This is a genomic window from Streptomyces ipomoeae 91-03 (assembly GCF_000317595.1).
Classification (GTDB): Bacteria; Actinomycetota; Actinomycetes; order Streptomycetales; family Streptomycetaceae; genus Streptomyces; species Streptomyces ipomoeae.
Map to the genome: position 1 here is coordinate 13,703 of NZ_AEJC01000535.1, position 15,862 is coordinate 29,564.

Annotated in this window: 10 protein-coding genes; 6 read left to right on the forward strand and 4 right to left on the reverse strand. The window is 69.7% G+C overall.

The features are described 5' to 3' along the window. Nucleotides 1–41: 41 nt before the first annotated feature. Nucleotides 42–3,242 (reverse strand): tetratricopeptide repeat protein, encoded by a 3,201-nt coding sequence (locus STRIP9103_RS35025; protein ID WP_048821533.1) that lies wholly within the window; start codon nucleotides 3,240–3,242, stop codon nucleotides 42–44. 383 nt (nucleotides 3,243–3,625) lie between these two features. Here STRIP9103_RS35025 and STRIP9103_RS35030 point away from each other — a divergent pair, with 383 nt between their 5' ends. From STRIP9103_RS35030 to STRIP9103_RS35055, 6 genes are all read left to right on the forward strand, one after another. Beyond that, nucleotides 3,626–5,677, forward strand: coding sequence for a thioredoxin domain-containing protein (locus tag STRIP9103_RS35030; protein ID WP_048821534.1), 2,052 nt, complete (start codon nucleotides 3,626–3,628; stop codon nucleotides 5,675–5,677). 249 nt (nucleotides 5,678–5,926) lie between these two features. After that, a complete protein-coding gene (locus STRIP9103_RS35035) occupies nucleotides 5,927–7,189 on the forward strand; it encodes a glycosyltransferase (protein ID WP_048821535.1) in 1,263 nt (420 codons plus the stop codon). Next, complete coding sequence (locus STRIP9103_RS35040) at nucleotides 7,186–8,838, forward strand: ArnT family glycosyltransferase (RefSeq protein WP_009329716.1); 1,653 nt, start codon at nucleotides 7,186–7,188, stop codon at nucleotides 8,836–8,838. The genes STRIP9103_RS35035 and STRIP9103_RS35040 overlap by 4 nt, the downstream gene beginning before the upstream one ends. Continuing rightward, entirely contained in the window at nucleotides 8,835–10,166 is a 1,332-nt protein-coding gene (locus tag STRIP9103_RS35045; protein WP_009329783.1) for a glycosyltransferase, read from the forward strand. Before STRIP9103_RS35040 ends, STRIP9103_RS35045 begins: the two co-directional genes overlap by 4 nt. Nucleotides 10,167–10,278: 112 nt before the next feature. Further along, nucleotides 10,279–12,723, forward strand: a complete 2,445-nt coding sequence (locus STRIP9103_RS35050) for a galactose oxidase-like domain-containing protein (RefSeq protein ID WP_009329742.1) — start codon at nucleotides 10,279–10,281, stop codon at nucleotides 12,721–12,723. Nucleotides 12,724–12,976: 253 nt separating this feature from the next. Then, nucleotides 12,977–13,477: an SRPBCC family protein gene (locus STRIP9103_RS35055; protein ID WP_199790601.1), complete on the forward strand. Its 501-nt coding sequence runs from the start codon at nucleotides 12,977–12,979 to the stop codon at nucleotides 13,475–13,477. Between the two features lie 327 nt (nucleotides 13,478–13,804). On the opposite strand, the gene STRIP9103_RS35060 is transcribed toward STRIP9103_RS35055, so the two are convergent. From STRIP9103_RS35060 to STRIP9103_RS35070, 3 genes are all read right to left on the reverse strand, one after another. Next, on the reverse strand, nucleotides 13,805–14,347 hold the full coding sequence (locus STRIP9103_RS35060; RefSeq protein WP_009329740.1) for a DUF4232 domain-containing protein: 543 nt from the start codon (nucleotides 14,345–14,347) through the stop codon (nucleotides 13,805–13,807). A gap of 354 nt (nucleotides 14,348–14,701) precedes the next feature. After that, nucleotides 14,702–15,070 carry a hypothetical protein gene (locus STRIP9103_RS35065; RefSeq protein WP_009329731.1) on the reverse strand — a complete coding sequence of 123 codons (369 nt, stop codon included), beginning with the start codon at nucleotides 15,068–15,070 and terminating at the stop codon, nucleotides 14,702–14,704. A 48-nt stretch (nucleotides 15,071–15,118) separates the two neighbouring features. After that, complete coding sequence (locus tag STRIP9103_RS35070; RefSeq protein ID WP_048821536.1) at nucleotides 15,119–15,850, reverse strand: Mut7-C RNAse domain-containing protein; 732 nt, start codon at nucleotides 15,848–15,850, stop codon at nucleotides 15,119–15,121. Nucleotides 15,851–15,862: the final 12 nt, after the last annotated feature.

Consider the following 15,862-nt stretch of genomic DNA (forward strand, 5'->3'; position numbering starts at 1 on the left):
GACGTACGGGCGGCTGGGGCTCGCCTTCGGAGAACCACTCCTCACCTCTGCTGAGCCGTCACCGGTACCCCCATCACCTCCCGGGCGTGGCGGTTGGGGACCATGCCGAGGGTCCAGCCTCGCCAGCCGCCCTCCAGGTTCACGCCGCGCTCCAGCAGCAGCTGGTACGCCTCCACGTACTCGTCGAGCTTTTCGTCGCGCAAGGGGTGGGAGGTACGCGCGAGCTGGGCCAGTTCCTCCTGGGCCACGGCCGTGCCGATCTCCACGCCGCCCGGGGCCGCGTAGGGGAGCATGGTGCAGCGCAGGAAGCGGGCCCAGTCCTCGCCTCTGCGGTCGCCGTAGGACGTGAACAGGTGGGCCGCCTCGTCGCAGAGGGCCAGGGCCTGCGGGGTGCGGTTGTTGCCGGCGTCCACGACGGCCAGCTCCAGGCAGGTCCACGCCTCGCCGTGGGCGACGCCGATGCGTTGGAAGTCGGCTCGGGCGTCGACCAGCAGTTGGCGGGCGAAGCCGGAGTTCCGCAAGGAGCCCGTCTGGACCGCCCGCTGGTCGCGGGTCACCCGGGCCGAGTGATGGCGGGCGCAGGCCAGACCGTAGACGTCGCGCATACGGGAGAACATCGTGCGGGAGCGTTCCAGTTCCCGCACCGCCTGGTCCAGGTTGCCCGTTTCCTCCAGGGCCTGGCCCAGGTAGTAGCCGGTCCAGGCCTCGCCGCGGGCGTCCTCGTTGTCGCGGTGCTGGGAGAGGGCCTGACGGAGGCCGTCGATGGCGGTGGAGGGGTCGCCGGCGACGATACGGGCGCGGGCCAGCTGGGTCATGCTCCAGGCCTGGCCACGAGGGTCGCGGGTACGGCCGAACAGGTCCGACGCCGTGCGCAGTTCGGTCTCGGCGCCGGGGACGTCGCCCATGCGGAGCAGGAGCTGGCCGAGCTGGAAGTGGGCCCAGGCCTCGCCGTGCAGGGAGTCCTGCTGGCGGTGGATGACCAGGGCACGGTTCAGCAGGTCCAGCGCGTCGGCCAGGTGGGAGCGGTCGCGCTCCACTGCCGCCAGGGCGTGCATCGTCCAGGCGCGGTCCGCCGCCAGCTGGGGCACCGACTGCATGTGCAGGGCCTCGATGAGCTTGTCCGCCGCCTCGGTGAGGTTGCCCTGGTGGTGGAGGGTGATGCCCAGGGAGCACAGGGCCCGGGCGGCGCCCGCGTCGTGGTTCGTCTCCATGTAGAGGTCGACCACCGACGACAGTGTCGTACGGGCCTTGTCCAGCTCACCCAGCTGACGGGCCGCGATCCCCGTACGCCACTGGACCGAACGCGTGAGCAGGCCCTGGTCCACCGACTGGGCCAGCTCACTCAGCTCACCGAGGCGGTAGAGGTCGCCGCGCAGCAGGCAGTAGTCGCACAGGGCGCCCAGCAGGCTCAGGACGGCCGCCTGGTTCACGCCCTCCGCGTGCCGGAGCGTGGAGGTGATGAAGCTCGTCTCGTCGTCCAGCCAGCGCAGCGCCTCGTCCAGGGACACGAAGCCGTGCGAGCCAAAGCGGTCCGAGCGGGTCGACATGTTGCCGTCGACCAGGCGGAGCACCGAGTCGGCGAGATCGGCGTATGTGACGATCAGGCGCTCCTGCGCGGACGTACGCTCGCTCGGCTCCTCCTCGTCCAGGAGGCGGGCCTGGGCGAAGGCGCGGACGAGGTCGTGCAGCCGGTAGCGGTTGCCGTGGACATGGTCGATCAGGCCCGCGCGGGCGAGCGCGGTGAGGTGGCGGGTCGCCTCCGTCTCGTCCGTGGCCAGGAGGGAGGCGGCGGCTGCCGCGCCCAGGGAGGCCCGGCCCGCCAGTGCCAGGCGGCGCAGCAGTCGGCGGGAGGGTTCCGACTGGTCGGTGTAGCGCAGCCACAGGGCCCGCTCGATCGGTTCGACCGGGCCGTACGCGCTGAGATCCGCCGCGAGTCGGTGGGGTGTGCGCGGGCCCAGGGACGAGCCGGCGATGCGCAGCGCGAGGGGGAGACCGCCGCACAACTGCCGGATCCGGGCGACGGATTCGGCGTCGTTCGAGGCCGAGGGGTCCTTCGCCGCCATGGTCAGCAGTTCCTGGGTGCCCTCGCCGTCGAGCGCGTCGACGGGTAGCTGGTGCACCCAGGCGGGCAGGTCGGCGGGCAGGGCGAGGGGGCCCCGGGCGGTGACCAGGACGAGGCTGTCGGAGCGTTCGGGGACGAGGGCCCGGACCTGCTCGGGGTCGGAGGCGTCGTCCAGGACGATCGTGACCGGCAGGGCCGTCAGATGCTGGTGGTACAGCTCGCTCAGCCGTTTGACCTGCTGGTCCTGGGAGGTGCGCTCACGGAAGAGGAGCTGGTCGCGGGGCGCGCCGAGACGGTTCAGCAGATGCATCAGCGCGTCGCGGGTCGACAGCGGGGTCTCGCCCGGGCTGTCGGCGCGCAGGTCGACGACACAGGCGCCGCGGAAGTAGTCCCGCAGGTCGTGGGTGGCGCGTACGGCGAGGGCGGTGCGGCCGGAGCCGGGGGCGCCGTGCAGGACGACGACCGTCGGCCGGGTCTCCGTCTCCGCGCGGGCCGCCTGCACCCACTGGCGGATCTTCGCCATCTCCGAGCGCCGGTCCGCGAAACGGTCGTCCGTCTCCGGGAGTTGGGTGAACGACTGCTCCAGCACGTTGCGCCGGCGGGCCGCCGCGCTCTTGTCGGCGCCGCGCAGCCGGGGCGCCGTCTTCTTCGGCGTCGAGGCGGCCAGTACGCGCTGCTGGTCCAGGAACGGGCGGATCCCGCGCACCTCCAGCGCCGTCAGCCACTGCAACCGCAGCTGTTCCGGCCCGCCGGGCTGGCTCAGGGCGCCCGCGTGGTGGTGGGCCGCGGGGAGGTGCGAGGCCGTCACCTTCAGCACCGTCGCCACGGCACTGGCGACGCCCACGATCACGCCCGTACTCACGGCCGTGCCGGGGTCCACGCCGAACGACAGGTCCGCGACGACCGCCGTGCCGGCCGCGACCGCCGCGACCAGCAGGGGAGTGCCGGCGCCCTCCCTCGCGTACCGCTGCGCGAAAGTCAGACGGCCCGCCTCCGACTCGTCCAGTGCGCGGGTGTACGCCTCGTACTCCTCCGCCGCGTTCTGCGCCATCGTGTCCAGCGCCGCGCGCGCCCTGCCCAGCAGGACCACGCCGTCGACACGGCCGCCCGACCTGCGGACCTCCTCCTCTACCGCCCGGATCAACACCCGTTCGGCGTCCCCCCGGTGGCTGTCCCGCATCACAACGTCCCCCTTCGCCGTAACGGTTGCCTCTGCCAGTGTGAGCCGATCGGGGCGCACTGGCGAGAGGGCGTGCGCCCTGCCGGGAGGGCCTGGGGCTGTACTGGGCCGGGGTTTTTGCGCTGGGCCGGTACCCACTGGGCCGGTGGTCGCGGCCAGTCGTCGTGGGTGACTGAGGTTGTCGGCCGACTGCTGCTTCGTCGTGGCTGGTCGCTCCCCCACTCTCGGCTTCTCCCCCACTCTCGACTTCGCTCGAGCGGGAGGGACCCCCATGAGCGGGGGGACCCCCATCGCGGCGGAGCCGCATATGTGACAGTCCCGCGCCCCTTCGGGGCGTTCGTGCTGTCCGGCGATTACACGGGTACTCGGGAATGATGGAACCCATGACCAACCGACTCGCTCACGAGACCTCCCCCTATCTTCTCCAGCACGCCGACAACCCGGTCGACTGGTGGCCCTGGTCGGAGGAGGCGTTCGCCGAGGCGCGTGAGCGGGGCGTGCCGGTGTTGCTCAGTGTTGGTTACAGCTCGTGTCACTGGTGTCACGTCATGGCGCACGAGTCCTTCGAGGACCGGGAAACCGCCGACTACCTGAACGCGCACTTCGTCAGTGTGAAGGTCGACCGCGAGGAGCGGCCGGATGTGGACGCGGTGTACATGGAGGCGGTGCAGGCGGCCACGGGGCAGGGCGGCTGGCCCATGACCGTGTTTCTGACGCCGGATGCGGAGCCTTTCTACTTCGGTACGTACTTCCCGCCGGCGCCCCGGCACGGCATGCCCTCGTTCCGGCAGGTGCTGGAGGGGGTGCGGGCGGCGTGGGCGGACCGGCGGGACGAGGTGACCGAGGTCGCCGGGAAGATCGTGCGGGACCTGGCGGGGCGGGAGCTGCAGTTCGCCGCCGTCGAGGTGCCCGGCGAAGAAGACCTCGCACGGGCTCTGCTCGGGCTCACCCGGGAGTACGACGCCGTGCACGGCGGCTTCGGCGGGGCGCCGAAGTTCCCGCCCTCCATGGTGATCGAGTTCCTGCTCAGGCACTACGCGCGCACCGGCTCCGAGGGCGCCCTCCAGATGGCCCAGGACACCTGCGAGCGCATGGCACGCGGAGGGATCTACGACCAGCTCGGCGGCGGCTTCGCCCGGTACTCCGTCGACCGTGAGTGGGTCGTGCCCCACTTCGAGAAGATGTTGTACGACAACGCCCTGCTCTGCCGCGTCTACGCCCACCTCTGGCGGGCCACCGGCTCCGAGCTCGCCCGCCGCGTCGCCCTCGAGACCGCCGACTTCATGGTCCGTGAACTGGGCACCGGCGAGGGCGGGTTCGCGTCCGCGCTGGATGCCGATAGTGATGACGGCACTGGGAAGCACGTCGAGGGCGCGTACTACGTGTGGACGCCCGCGCAGCTGCGTGAGGTGCTCGGCGACCAGGACGCCGACCTCGCCGCCCAGTTCTTCGGCGTCACCGAGGAGGGCACCTTCGAGCACGGCCAGTCCGTTCTCCGACTTCCGCAGCACGAGGGCGTGTTCGACGCCGAAAAGATCGCGTCGATCAAGGACCGGCTGAATCGGGCCCGTGCGCAGCGGCCCGCTCCCGGTCGCGACGACAAGGTGGTCGCCGCCTGGAACGGGCTCGCCGTAGCCGCGCTCGCCGAGACCGGCGCCTACTTCGACCGGCCCGATCTGGTGGAGGCCGCGATCGCCGCCGCCGACCTCCTCGTACGGCTGCACCTGGACGAGAAGGCGCAGCTCGCCCGCACCAGCAAGGACGGGCGAGTGGGCGCCAACGCGGGGGTGTTGGAGGACTACGCGGACGTCGCCGAGGGGTTCCTCGCGCTCGCCTCGGTCACGGGGGAGGGGGTGTGGCTGGAGTTCGCCGGGTTCCTGCTCGACCATGTGCTCGTCCGGTTCGTCGACGAGGAGTCGGGGGCTCTGTACGACACCGCCGCCGATGCCGAGAAGCTGATCCGGCGGCCCCAGGATCCGACGGACAACGCCACGCCCTCCGGCTGGAGCGCGGCGGCGGGGGCTCTGCTGAGCTACACCGCGCACACCGGGTCCGAGCCCCATCGGGCCGCCGCCGAGCGGGCGTTGGGGATCGTGAAGGCGCTCGGGCCGAGGGTGCCCCGGTTCATCGGCTGGGGGCTGGCCACCGCCGAGGCGTTGCTGGACGGGCCGCGGGAGGTCGCGGTCGTCGGACCGGAGGGGCATCCGGGGACGCGGGCGCTGCATCGGGCGGCGTTGCTGGGGACCGCCCCGGGGGCCGTGGTCGCCGTGGGGACTGCGGAGAGTGACGAACTGCCGCTGCTGGCCGACCGCCCCCTCGTCGGCGGTGAACCGGCGGCGTACGTCTGCCGTAACTTCACATGTGATGCCCCCACGACAGATGTCGAGCGCCTGAGGGCGGCCCTGAACCGGCCTCAAACGGCCCTGAACGGCTGAAACGTGCCCCTGTGAAGATGGGGCAAGATCGAACAACCGGCTGGAATTAGGTGCGTGTTCGGATACATCCGCTTACGTGTCCCTCGAACGGAAACACTCTATTTATCGGAAGAGCCTGTGCAATTCACAGTTTCCCCCTAGTCTCTCCACCGTGACGCGACAGGAGTGACACACCGTCATCGGTGTGTCCGATTGCCATGGGGTGGCGCCTGTCGCGACAGGGGGTAATGAGATCTGGGGGGATCTTCCTTGTTGACGTCTGTCTTCATCGCCGTCGTCTCTCTGGCCTTGTTCTGGATGGCGGCCTTCACGCTGTGGTGGCAGATGCACGCGTGGCGTACGCCCGAAGTGCTGGCCTCCACCCGGTTCACCAGACCGGACGGGGACGACCATGTCTCCTTCTCGCTGTTACTGCCGGCACGCCATGAACAGGCCGTGCTGGACCACACCATCCAACGACTCCTGGAGTCCAGCCACGACGACTTCGAGATCATCGTGATCGTCGGGCACGACGACCCGGAGACCACCGCGGTCGCCGAACGGGCGGCCGAGCGCGACCCGCGCGTCCGCGTCGTCGTCGACACCCACGCGAAGAAGAACAAGCCGAAGGCCATGAACACGGCGCTGCCGCACTGCCGTGGCGATGTCGTCGGGGTCTTCGACGCCGAGGACCAGGTCCATCCGGAGCTGCTGTCCCACGTCGACCACGCCTTCCGCACCACCGGCGCGGACGTCGTGCAGGGCGGCGTGCAGCTCATCAACTTCCACTCCAGCTGGTACAGCCTGCGCAACTGCCTGGAGTACTTCTTCTGGTTCCGCTCCCGGCTGCATCTGCACGCGCAGAAGGGGTTCATCCCGCTCGGCGGCAACACCGTCTTCGTACGCACGCAGGTGCTGCGCGAGGCCGACGGCTGGGACCCCGACTGCCTCGCCGAGGACTGCGACCTGGGCGTCCGGCTGTCCAGCGTCGGCAAGAAGGTCGTCGTCGCGTACGACTCCGCCATGGTCACCCGGGAGGAAACCCCGGGCAGCCTGATGTCGCTGTTGAAGCAGCGCACCCGCTGGAACCAGGGCTTCCTCCAGGTCTACCGGAAGAAGGACTGGAAGCAACTGCCCGGCTTCCGGCAGCGGTTGCTCGCCCGCTACACGCTGATGACGCCCTATCTCCAGGCCGTCTCCGGCGTGATCATCCCGCTCAACGTGGCCATCGCGCTCTTCCTCGACGTGCCCGTCGGCGTCGCCTTCATCACCTTCCTGCCGGCCGTCACCGCCCTCGTCACCTTCGTGTTCGAGGTCGTCGGGCTGCATGACTTCGGCAAGCAGTACGGCCTGCGCGTGCGGTTCGTCCACTACTTCAAGCTCATCGTGGGCGGCCCCTTCTACCAGGTGCTCCTCGCCTTCGCCGCCGTCCGCGCCGTATGGCGTGAGCAACGCGGCCGTAACGACTGGGAGTTGACCAGTCACGTCGGCGCACATCTCGCGAACGTGAACCGAGAGGACGTTCCTGCGTGACCTCCACACTTCCCGCGGCGACCAAGACACAGATCAAGGTCCCCGCGCAACGGACAGCTGCGCCCAAAATCGGTTCGACCAGTCGAACAAGCATCCCGCCGAAGCGTCTGCGCGACTCCAGAACCGACCTGATCCTCTGCGGAGTCCTGCTCGTGGCGATCATGGTCGTCCAGGGCTGGAACATCGCCGACTACCCGACCCTCAGCGACGACGAGGGCACCTACCTCGCCCAGGCCTGGGCCGTCCAGGAGGGCAGAGGCCTCGCCCACTACACCTACTGGTACGACCACCCGCCCCTCGGCTGGATCCAGATCGCCCTGCTGACCTGGATCCCCGCCCACTTCGCCCCCGAGTCGATGACCGTCGGCTCGATGCGCGCGGTGATGCTGGTCATCAGCGCGGTCAGCGCCGTGCTCGTCTACGTCCTCGGCCGCCGCCTCGCGCTGCCCCGCTGGGCCGCCGGGCTCGGCATGGCCCTCTTCGGGCTCTCCCCGCTGTCGGTGGTCCTCCAGCGGGAGATCTTCCTGGACAACCTCGCGGTGATGTGGACGCTGTTGGCCTTCTGCCTGGCCGCGTCCCCGAGCCGCCACCTCTGGCACCACTTCGGCGCGGGCATCGCCGCCGCCACGGCCGTCCTCACCAAGGAGACGATGCTCCTCGTCCTGCCCGCCGTGCTGCTCACCATGTGGCGGCACAGCCACCGGGACACCCGGAAGTTCGCCATCACCGGCGCCGTCACCGCCTGCGCCCTGATCGGCGTCTCGTACCCGCTGTTCGCCCTGCTCAAGGGTGAGCTGCTGCCGGGCGACGGCCATGTCTCCCTCTGGGACGGCATCGTCTACCAGATGAGCCGCCCCGGCTCCGGCTTCATCCTCACCGAGGGCACCGGCTCCCACGGCGTCCTGCAGTCCTGGCTGTACTACGACCGCGTGCTGCCGTTGGGCGGTCTCGCGGGCGCCCTGCTTCTGTTGCTGACCTGGCGCTGGTCGGTGACCGCACGGGCGCTCGCCGGGCCCGCGCTCGCCGTGGCGATCCTCGCCGGCATGGCCCTGCGCCCCGGCTATCTGCCCGCGATGTACGTCATCCAGGCCCTGCCGTTCCTCGCGCTCGTCCTCGCGGGCGGCACCGCCAGCGTCGCCCACGCCGTACTGCGGCGCCGGCGCAGCATGGCGGAGAAACGGCCCCTGACCTGGGCGCGGTACGCGGCCGCCGCCGCCCTCGTCGCTGCGTCGGCCGCGTACGTCGTACCGCGCTGGTACGACGGCAACCGCACCGCGATGACGTTCGACGCCAACGCCCCCTACCAGCAGGCCGCGAAGTGGCTCGGCAGCGAGGTGGACGACCCCGGCGGCACCCGGGTCCTCGTCGACGACGCGCTCTGGCTGGACCTCGTCCACGAGGGGTACGAGCCGGGGCTCGGCGTCATCTGGTTCTACAAGGCCGACCTCGACCCGGCGGTGACGAAGACGATGCCGCGCGGCTGGCGTGACCTCGACTACGTGGTCGCCTCCCCGACGGTACGGCGTGACGCGGTCGACCTGCCCAATGTGCGGGCCGCGATGGAGCACTCGACGCCGGTGGTGACCTTCGGCACCGGCGAGGACCGGATCGAGATCCGGAAGATCCAGGCCGCGGGAGGCGACCGATGAACAGCGGCAGTCATGAGTCCACCGTCCCCGAGGAGCTGGGTGATCCGGCCGTGCGAGGAGCGGAGGTGCCCGAGCCCGGGGCCGTCACCATCGTCGTACCGACCTTCAACGAGTCCGCGAACGTACGGGAGTTGCTGCACCAGATCACCGAGACGGTGCCCTCGCGGCTGCCCTGCGAGGTCGTCTTCGTGGACGACTCCACCGACGACACCCCCGAGGTGATCAACGAGGCCGCGCAGGACTGCCCGTTCCCGGTCACCGTGCTGCACCGCGACAAGCCGGTCGGCGGGCTCGGCGGCGCGGTGGTGGAGGGCATGAAGGCGGCCGGGTCGGACTGGATCGTCGTCATGGACGGCGACCTCCAGCATCCGCCGTCCCTGGTACCGGAGCTGGTGGCGACGGGGGAGCGGTCGTCAGCAGGTCTGGTGGTCGCGAGTCGCTACATCAAGGGCGGCAGCCGGGCCGGACTCGCGGGCAGCTACCGCGTCGCCGTCTCACGCGGTGCGACCTGGCTCACCAAGTCCCTCTTCCCCCGCCGACTGCACGGCATCAGCGACCCGATGAGCGGCTTCTTCGCCATCCGCCGCAGCGCGGTCACCGCCGAGGTCCTCCAGCCGCTCGGCTACAAGATCCTCCTCGAGCTGGCCGTGCGCAGCCGCCCGCGCCAGGTCACCGAGGTGCCGTTCGTCTTCCAGGACCGGTTCGCGGGCGAGTCCAAGTCGACCGCGCAGGAGGGCCTGAGATTCCTGCGCCACCTGGTGGGACTGCGTACGGCTTCCCCCCTCGCCCGCATGATCGTCTTCGGTCTGATCGGGGTCACGGGCTTCATTCCCAACCTGGCGGGCCTGTGGACGCTGACCCATGTCCTCGGCATGCACTACGTCCCCGCCGAGATCCTCGCCAACCAGCTCGGGGTGCTCTGGAACTTCTTCCTCATCGAGCATTTGTGCTTCCGCGAGCGACGGAAGCACCGCAAGGGGTGGGACCGCGTCGGCCGGTTCGCGTTGCTCGCCAACGCCGACCTGGTGCTGCGCATCCCGCTGATCGCCCTGTTCGTCGCCCAGTTCGGGATGGGGGCGCTGCCCGCCACCGCGCTCGCCCTGGTGACGACGTTCGTCCTGCGCTTCGTCGGAACCGAGGCGCTGGTCTATCTGCCGCGCACCAAGCCTCGCCGTGGGGAGCGCGGCGAGCAGCAGCGGGCCGGGCAGGCCGGTCGGTCCCGTCGGCCCGATCAGGCCGGTCAGGCCGGTCAGGCCGATGAGGCCGAACCGACAGAGCCGACAGAGCCGACAGAGCGCGGGAGTCATGCGGCCGAGGAGGCCGCATGACCCGTGGCAGTCGCCCTCGCCCAGCGGCGGGGGCGGCGCCTGTCGGAGCAGCGGGGACCGCGTCCAGCGGTACTCGTCCGAACAGCGGGAGCCGCACAGCAAGGAGATTCGCGTGAACAACCGCGTGCACAGCCGTTGGAAGATCCGTATCAGACCCAGACGCAGAACAGCCCTGCTGGCGGTGGGCGCCCTCGCCTCCGGCCTGCTGCTGATCTCGCCCCAGCCCGCGTCCGCCGCCAACCTCGTCCAGAACCCCGGCTTCGAGACCGCCGGTACCGGCGACATGCCGTACTGCTGGGAGAAGTCCGGCTGGGGCGACAACGACTTCACCTTCTCCACGGTCGCCGACGCCCACTCGGGCACCAAGGCCATGAAGGTCGAGCTGACCCGCCGGGTCTCCGGCGACCGCAAGGCCCTGATCACCGAGTCGGCGACCTGCGCGCCGCCGGTCTCGGTGGGCAAGCAGTACGACCTGGGCCTCTGGTACAAGTCGACCACCCCGGATGTGTCCCTCACCCTCTTCCGGCACGACACGACGGCCGGCTGGCAGTACTGGACCGACCTCAAGACGCTGGAAATGTCCGCCGACTGGACCCATGCGACGGTCCGCACGCCGGAGGTCCCGGCCGGCACCGACCGCATCACCTGGGGCGCATCCGTCTACGGCACCGGCTCCGTCACCACCGACGACTACACGATGGAGCAGGTCGCCGACCCCGTCCCGGAGCCTGGGTGCACGGGTACGCCGGAGGAATGCCAGAACGGCCGTTGGGATGTCCTCCCCACCCGGAACCCCGTCCGCTCCATGCACTCCGTCGTCCTCAACAACGGCAAGGTGCTGCTGATCGCCGGCTCCGGCAACAGCGAGGAGATGTTCGAGGCGGGTACGTTCACCAGCGCGGTCTACGACCCGAAGAACGGCACGTACAAGCAGATCCCGACCCCGGACGACATGTTCTGCGCCGGCCACGTCCAGCTGGACGACGGCCGTGTGCTGGTGATGAGCGGCAACAAGGCGTACCCGGTCGTGGGCGGGCACGGCTACGAGGGCTACAAGGACTCGTACATCTTCGACCCGGTCACCGAGACCTACAGCAAGACCAACGACATGAACGACGGCCACTGGTACCCGTCGGCGACGATCCTCGGCAACGGTGACGTCATCTCGTTCGGCGGTCTGCGCGAGGACTCCACGGGTTCGGTGACGGCCGAGCTGTGGTCGGACGCCGAGCAGAAGTGGCTGGAGCTCTGGAAGGTCAACCAGACCTGGTCGTACTGGGGCCTGTACCCGTCGATGATCCTCATGCAGGACGGCCGCCTCTTCTACTCCGGCAGCCATGTCTTCGGCAACAACATCCCGGGCACGGGTTCGGCGATCTACGACTACGGCGCCAACACGACCACGGCTGTGCCCGGTCTGCAGAACAAGGACGAGCGCGACCAGTCGGCGAGCGTGCTGCTGCCCCCGGCCCAGGACCAGAGGGTCCTGACGATCGGCGGCGGCAACATCGACTCCAACCCCGAGGCGAACCGTCTGACGGACATCATCGACCTGAAGGCCGCGAACCCGGCGTACGTCGCGGGCCCGCCGATCCCGCAGGGCACGGTGGACCTGGGCAACGGGAAGGTCGCCCAGACCGGCAACCAGGGCAAGATGTACGTGTCCGCGGTGCTGCTTCCCGACGGCAAGGTCCTGGAGACGGGCGGAGCCCTGCACAACCGAGCGAACCCCGTCTTCGAGACGTCGATCTTCGACCCGGCGACGGAGACCTTCGACCCGGTGGCGGTGGACCCGGAGGCCCGTGGCTACCACTCGTCGGCGTTCCTGCTCCCCGACGGCCGGGTGATGGCGACGGGTGACAACCCGGGCAACGGCACCTGGAACCACAACGTCTCGATCTACACACCTCCCTACCTGCTGAAGGGCGCCCGCCCGAAGATCACCTCCGTGATCGACAAGGAGTGGGTGTACGGGGACACGCAACGCATCACGGTGGACCGCCCCATCGCGAAGGCGGAACTGATCCGCCCGGCGGCGGTGACCCACTCGTCGGACCCGAACCAACGCTTCGTGGACCTCCCCCTCTCGGTGGACGGCAACAACGTCGACCTGAACGTGACGAGCAACCCCAACCTGGCCCCGCCCGGCTGGTACATGCTCTTCGCGGTCGACGCCAACGGCGTCCCCTCGGTGGCCGAATGGGTCCACCTCCAGGGCCCGTCCGCCCTGGCGAAGGCCTCCGACGAAGCCCCCTCGGCCCACGTCCACGACTTCGCGGGCGCCCCGAAGGGCAAGGTCACGGGCCCGCAGAAGAAGCGTGAGTCCCAGAAGGTCAGCCCGACCGTCTCCGGCTGCGACCGCCACTACGGCTCGGCCAACGTCTGCGTGCCCACGGCCTTCCCGGCCGAGGTCAAGAAGACGACGGCGTCCCGCTGCGCCTGGCTGAAGGAGAACGACTACGGCCGTCTGAAGGTCAACGGCAAGGACGACCCACTGAGGCTGGACCCGAACAGGGACGGCCTGGCCTGCGGAAAGGGTGACGTCAAGCGCCGCTGACGTTGGGGGCGCACGGCCCGGCCTGATCGCTCCACCACGGGACCACGGCCCCGTACCCGGCGGATGCCCACCGGGTACGGGGCCGTGTCAGCGGTCGCCGGGGTTGCGTACGTCCTCGTTGAGGATGGCACGGGTGCGGATTCCGCCCACACGACCGATGAGTTTCGTCTCGCCGCGTGGTCTGCATGGTGGGAACGTCCCCCATCCGCGCCTGCGGGAGACCCGAGACGAGATGACGAGGAGCGTGCACACCGTGGACCAGGAGAACGTGAGCGCCACCCTGACTGTCGCCGTGCCCGCCGCGAGGGTGTTCGCGGTGTTGGCGGACCCGGCGACCCATTCTGCGATCGATGGCACCGGCTGGGTTCAGGAATCCGTCGACCGGGCTCCGCTGACCGAGGTGGGGCAGATTTTCCGGATGGACATGTATCACGCCAACCATCCGAACGGTGATTACCAGGTGGCCAACAAGGTCCAGGTGCTCGACCCGCCGCGCGCCATCGGCTGGCTGACGGGGCAGGAGAAGGACGACGGTCACCTGGAGTTCGGCGGTTGGCTCTGGCGTTACGACCTTGCGCCGCTCGGTCCGTCCGAGACTGAGGTCACGCTCACCTACGACTGGTCGGCGGTGCCGCAGCCCATCCGGACGTACATCCAGTTCCCGCCGTTCGGCCCCGAGCACCTCACCAACTCGCTGCACCATCTGGCCGAGCTCGCCGCACCGACGTCCCAGGCCTGGAAGCCCGGCGACTAGCGTCTGCCGTCACATGATCCATGGTCTCGGGCTGCCCCAACGGTGTCGGAGCCTCCGCCACGGACGTCGAGGGTCCTCAGCCGCGAAGAGATGGGGCACGCGGAGGGCACGAACTCTCGCCGCATGCCTCGGGGTCGGCCAGCAGAAGGGACGCTGACCTGTGGCTTTGCCCGGAGGAGCAGTATGCCCGCCGGGGAGAGCCCTCGGCTTCACCGTCCCCCCGACGAAGTCTGCCGGGACTTCTGTGGAAACGGGCGGGGCTTTCGGCCCCGCCCTTCGCCGTGGGGGTCGCCTCAGCGGCGCGCTCGTGGCAGCCCCCGCGTGCGGCTACAGTCCGATCGGGTTGAGGTAGGTGGCCGGGCGGGTGGCGCCGTCCTGCTTGAGGATCTGGCCGCCGAACGGCCACTTCAGGGTGAAGTGCTTCGTCTCGTTCGGCGGGGTGACCAGGAACTTCGCCGGAACGAACTTCTTCTTCCGCGGCGTGGACTTGGCCACCGGGAGCAGCGTGATGCTGAAGTCCACCGTGTCCCCCCGCTTCAGGGTCATCTTGACGGGCTTCTTGGAGGAGCGCGCCAGCGACCAGGTGCCGTCGGTCTTCTGAGCACCGATCATGTCGACACCGGCGAAGCCGGACAGGGTGCAGGTGCGCTTGCTCCGGTTGGTGAACCAGATGTACGCCTGGGTCTGCTTCTTGGTCTGCTTCATCTCCGGCTTCGCGTCATCCCCCATGGCGAAGCCGGCCTTCAGGTCGGCGGTGTGGCAGCGGGTCGGCTTGGCTTTGGCAGGGGCGGCCGAGGCCGGGACGGCGGCAGCGGCAGTGCCGGCGACGACGATCGCTGCAAGGGCCACGGCGGTCAGCTTGCTCTTCATGAAGTCTCGGGTTCCCCTCGAATACGAATCGGGGCGCGAGGTCAGTGCGCGCCTACGCACCTGAAGATGTGCAATGGCCGGGGGAGGTTCGGTGTGCCGGAGAACCTTTTCCGACAGCCGGGCTCCCGACCATGGCCGCGTACGAGAACTGTTGATGCCCGTTCCGCCGTCGAAGTCGCTCTGAAGGGCAGGCTCGAAAAACCTGCTGCGGCGAAGCAACCTGGTCACCGCCGGCTCGTAGGAACAGTCGACCGATTCGTTTTTGTCGACTTCCGAAAGGTGGAGAATTTCCATAGCTTCCCGAGCTGATGCTCAAGGCGTGCGCCCGAGGGGTCCGAGTTCGGTCCGGATGGCTCAAGCACCGCTCACGATCAACGCGCAGAGCACGACCTGAGCGCACCACTGCAACACCACGGCCCCGTACCTGGCGGACGCCCACCGGGTGCGAGGCCATGCGGCCGCTACGAGACCGAACGCGATGGAAGCCCAGAAGAAGCCATGGAGGACACCACCGGGGATGGTGGAGCAGTTCTCGCCGTAGGCGAGGCAGCGGCTGCCTCGCTCGGTCGAGAGGCGCAGGATCCAGGAGCCGAGGGTCATCGGCAGCAGCAGGATCAGGCCCAGGGCCGACCAGAGATTGATGACACGATCGTGGTTCGAGGGGGCCGGGCGCGGAGCGTTCACGGGGTCCGACGGGTTCGTGGTCTGGGGCGCGGTGTCCATGCCACGATTCAACGGGCCCGCCCCGGCCCTGGTGATCGGCTGCGCTACTCAACCCGTCTGGGCGCGCATGCTCATCGCATCCCGCACGATCGCCTCCAGCTGCTCGTGGTGCGCGCCCTTCCAATAAGCCCGTCCACACTCCTCACACTGGGCGAACACGTCGTACGAGCGATGGGTACCGTCTTCAAGACGATCGGCCACCTCCTCCTTCGTGGCCGCCTTCAGCATCCCGTTGCACGCGGTACACCGGCTCCAGGGCCGCAACTCGGGTGCGAACCGATCGAGCACATCCCGGAGCTGCTCCTCCGGCCGCGTGCTGTAGACAAACGCCCCGGCCCACAACTCACGTCGCCGCAGCAGCCCCCGGTCACGGCTGAGCATGACCCGCCGCTCGGCGGCGGAACGCGCGGCCAGCGCCGGGTCACCGATGTCGGTCGACTCGTACGCGGCGTCGACGCCGAGCAGCCGCAGCCGCCGCGCGAGCGTCCCGAGATGGACGTCGAGGAGGAAGCGGAGCGGCGCGCCGGGCACCCGCTGGGGGCGCTCGACCGTCCGTACGGTCACGGACTCGCCGTCCGCCGGGATGTGCGACACCGGCACCTCACGGCCGTCGACGACCAGCGCGCCGACCTCGGTCAGCGGGACGCCCAGGGACTCGATGACATGGCCGAGGGTGGAGACTCCGTCGATGACCAGCGCGGTGGCGCTCCCACGGCGTCCGGGCGGGACGAACAGGGCCAGCTCGGGGGTGACTTCGACGCGGATCACGGGACCGTTCACCCGGTCAGGATC

Coding starts and splice junctions, on each gene's coding strand:
- STRIP9103_RS35030 (WP_048821534.1), top strand. CDS start 3,626: ATGACCAACCGACTCGCTCACGAGACCTCCCCCTATCTTCTCCAGCAC.
- STRIP9103_RS35060 (WP_009329740.1), bottom strand. CDS start 14,347: ATGAAGAGCAAGCTGACCGCCGTGGCCCTTGCAGCGATCGTCGTCGCC.
- STRIP9103_RS35065 (WP_009329731.1), bottom strand. CDS start 15,070: ATGGACACCGCGCCCCAGACCACGAACCCGTCGGACCCCGTGAACGCT.
- STRIP9103_RS35025 (WP_048821533.1), bottom strand. CDS start 3,242: ATGCGGGACAGCCACCGGGGGGACGCCGAACGGGTGTTGATCCGGGCG.
- STRIP9103_RS35045 (WP_009329783.1), top strand. CDS start 8,835: ATGAACAGCGGCAGTCATGAGTCCACCGTCCCCGAGGAGCTGGGTGAT.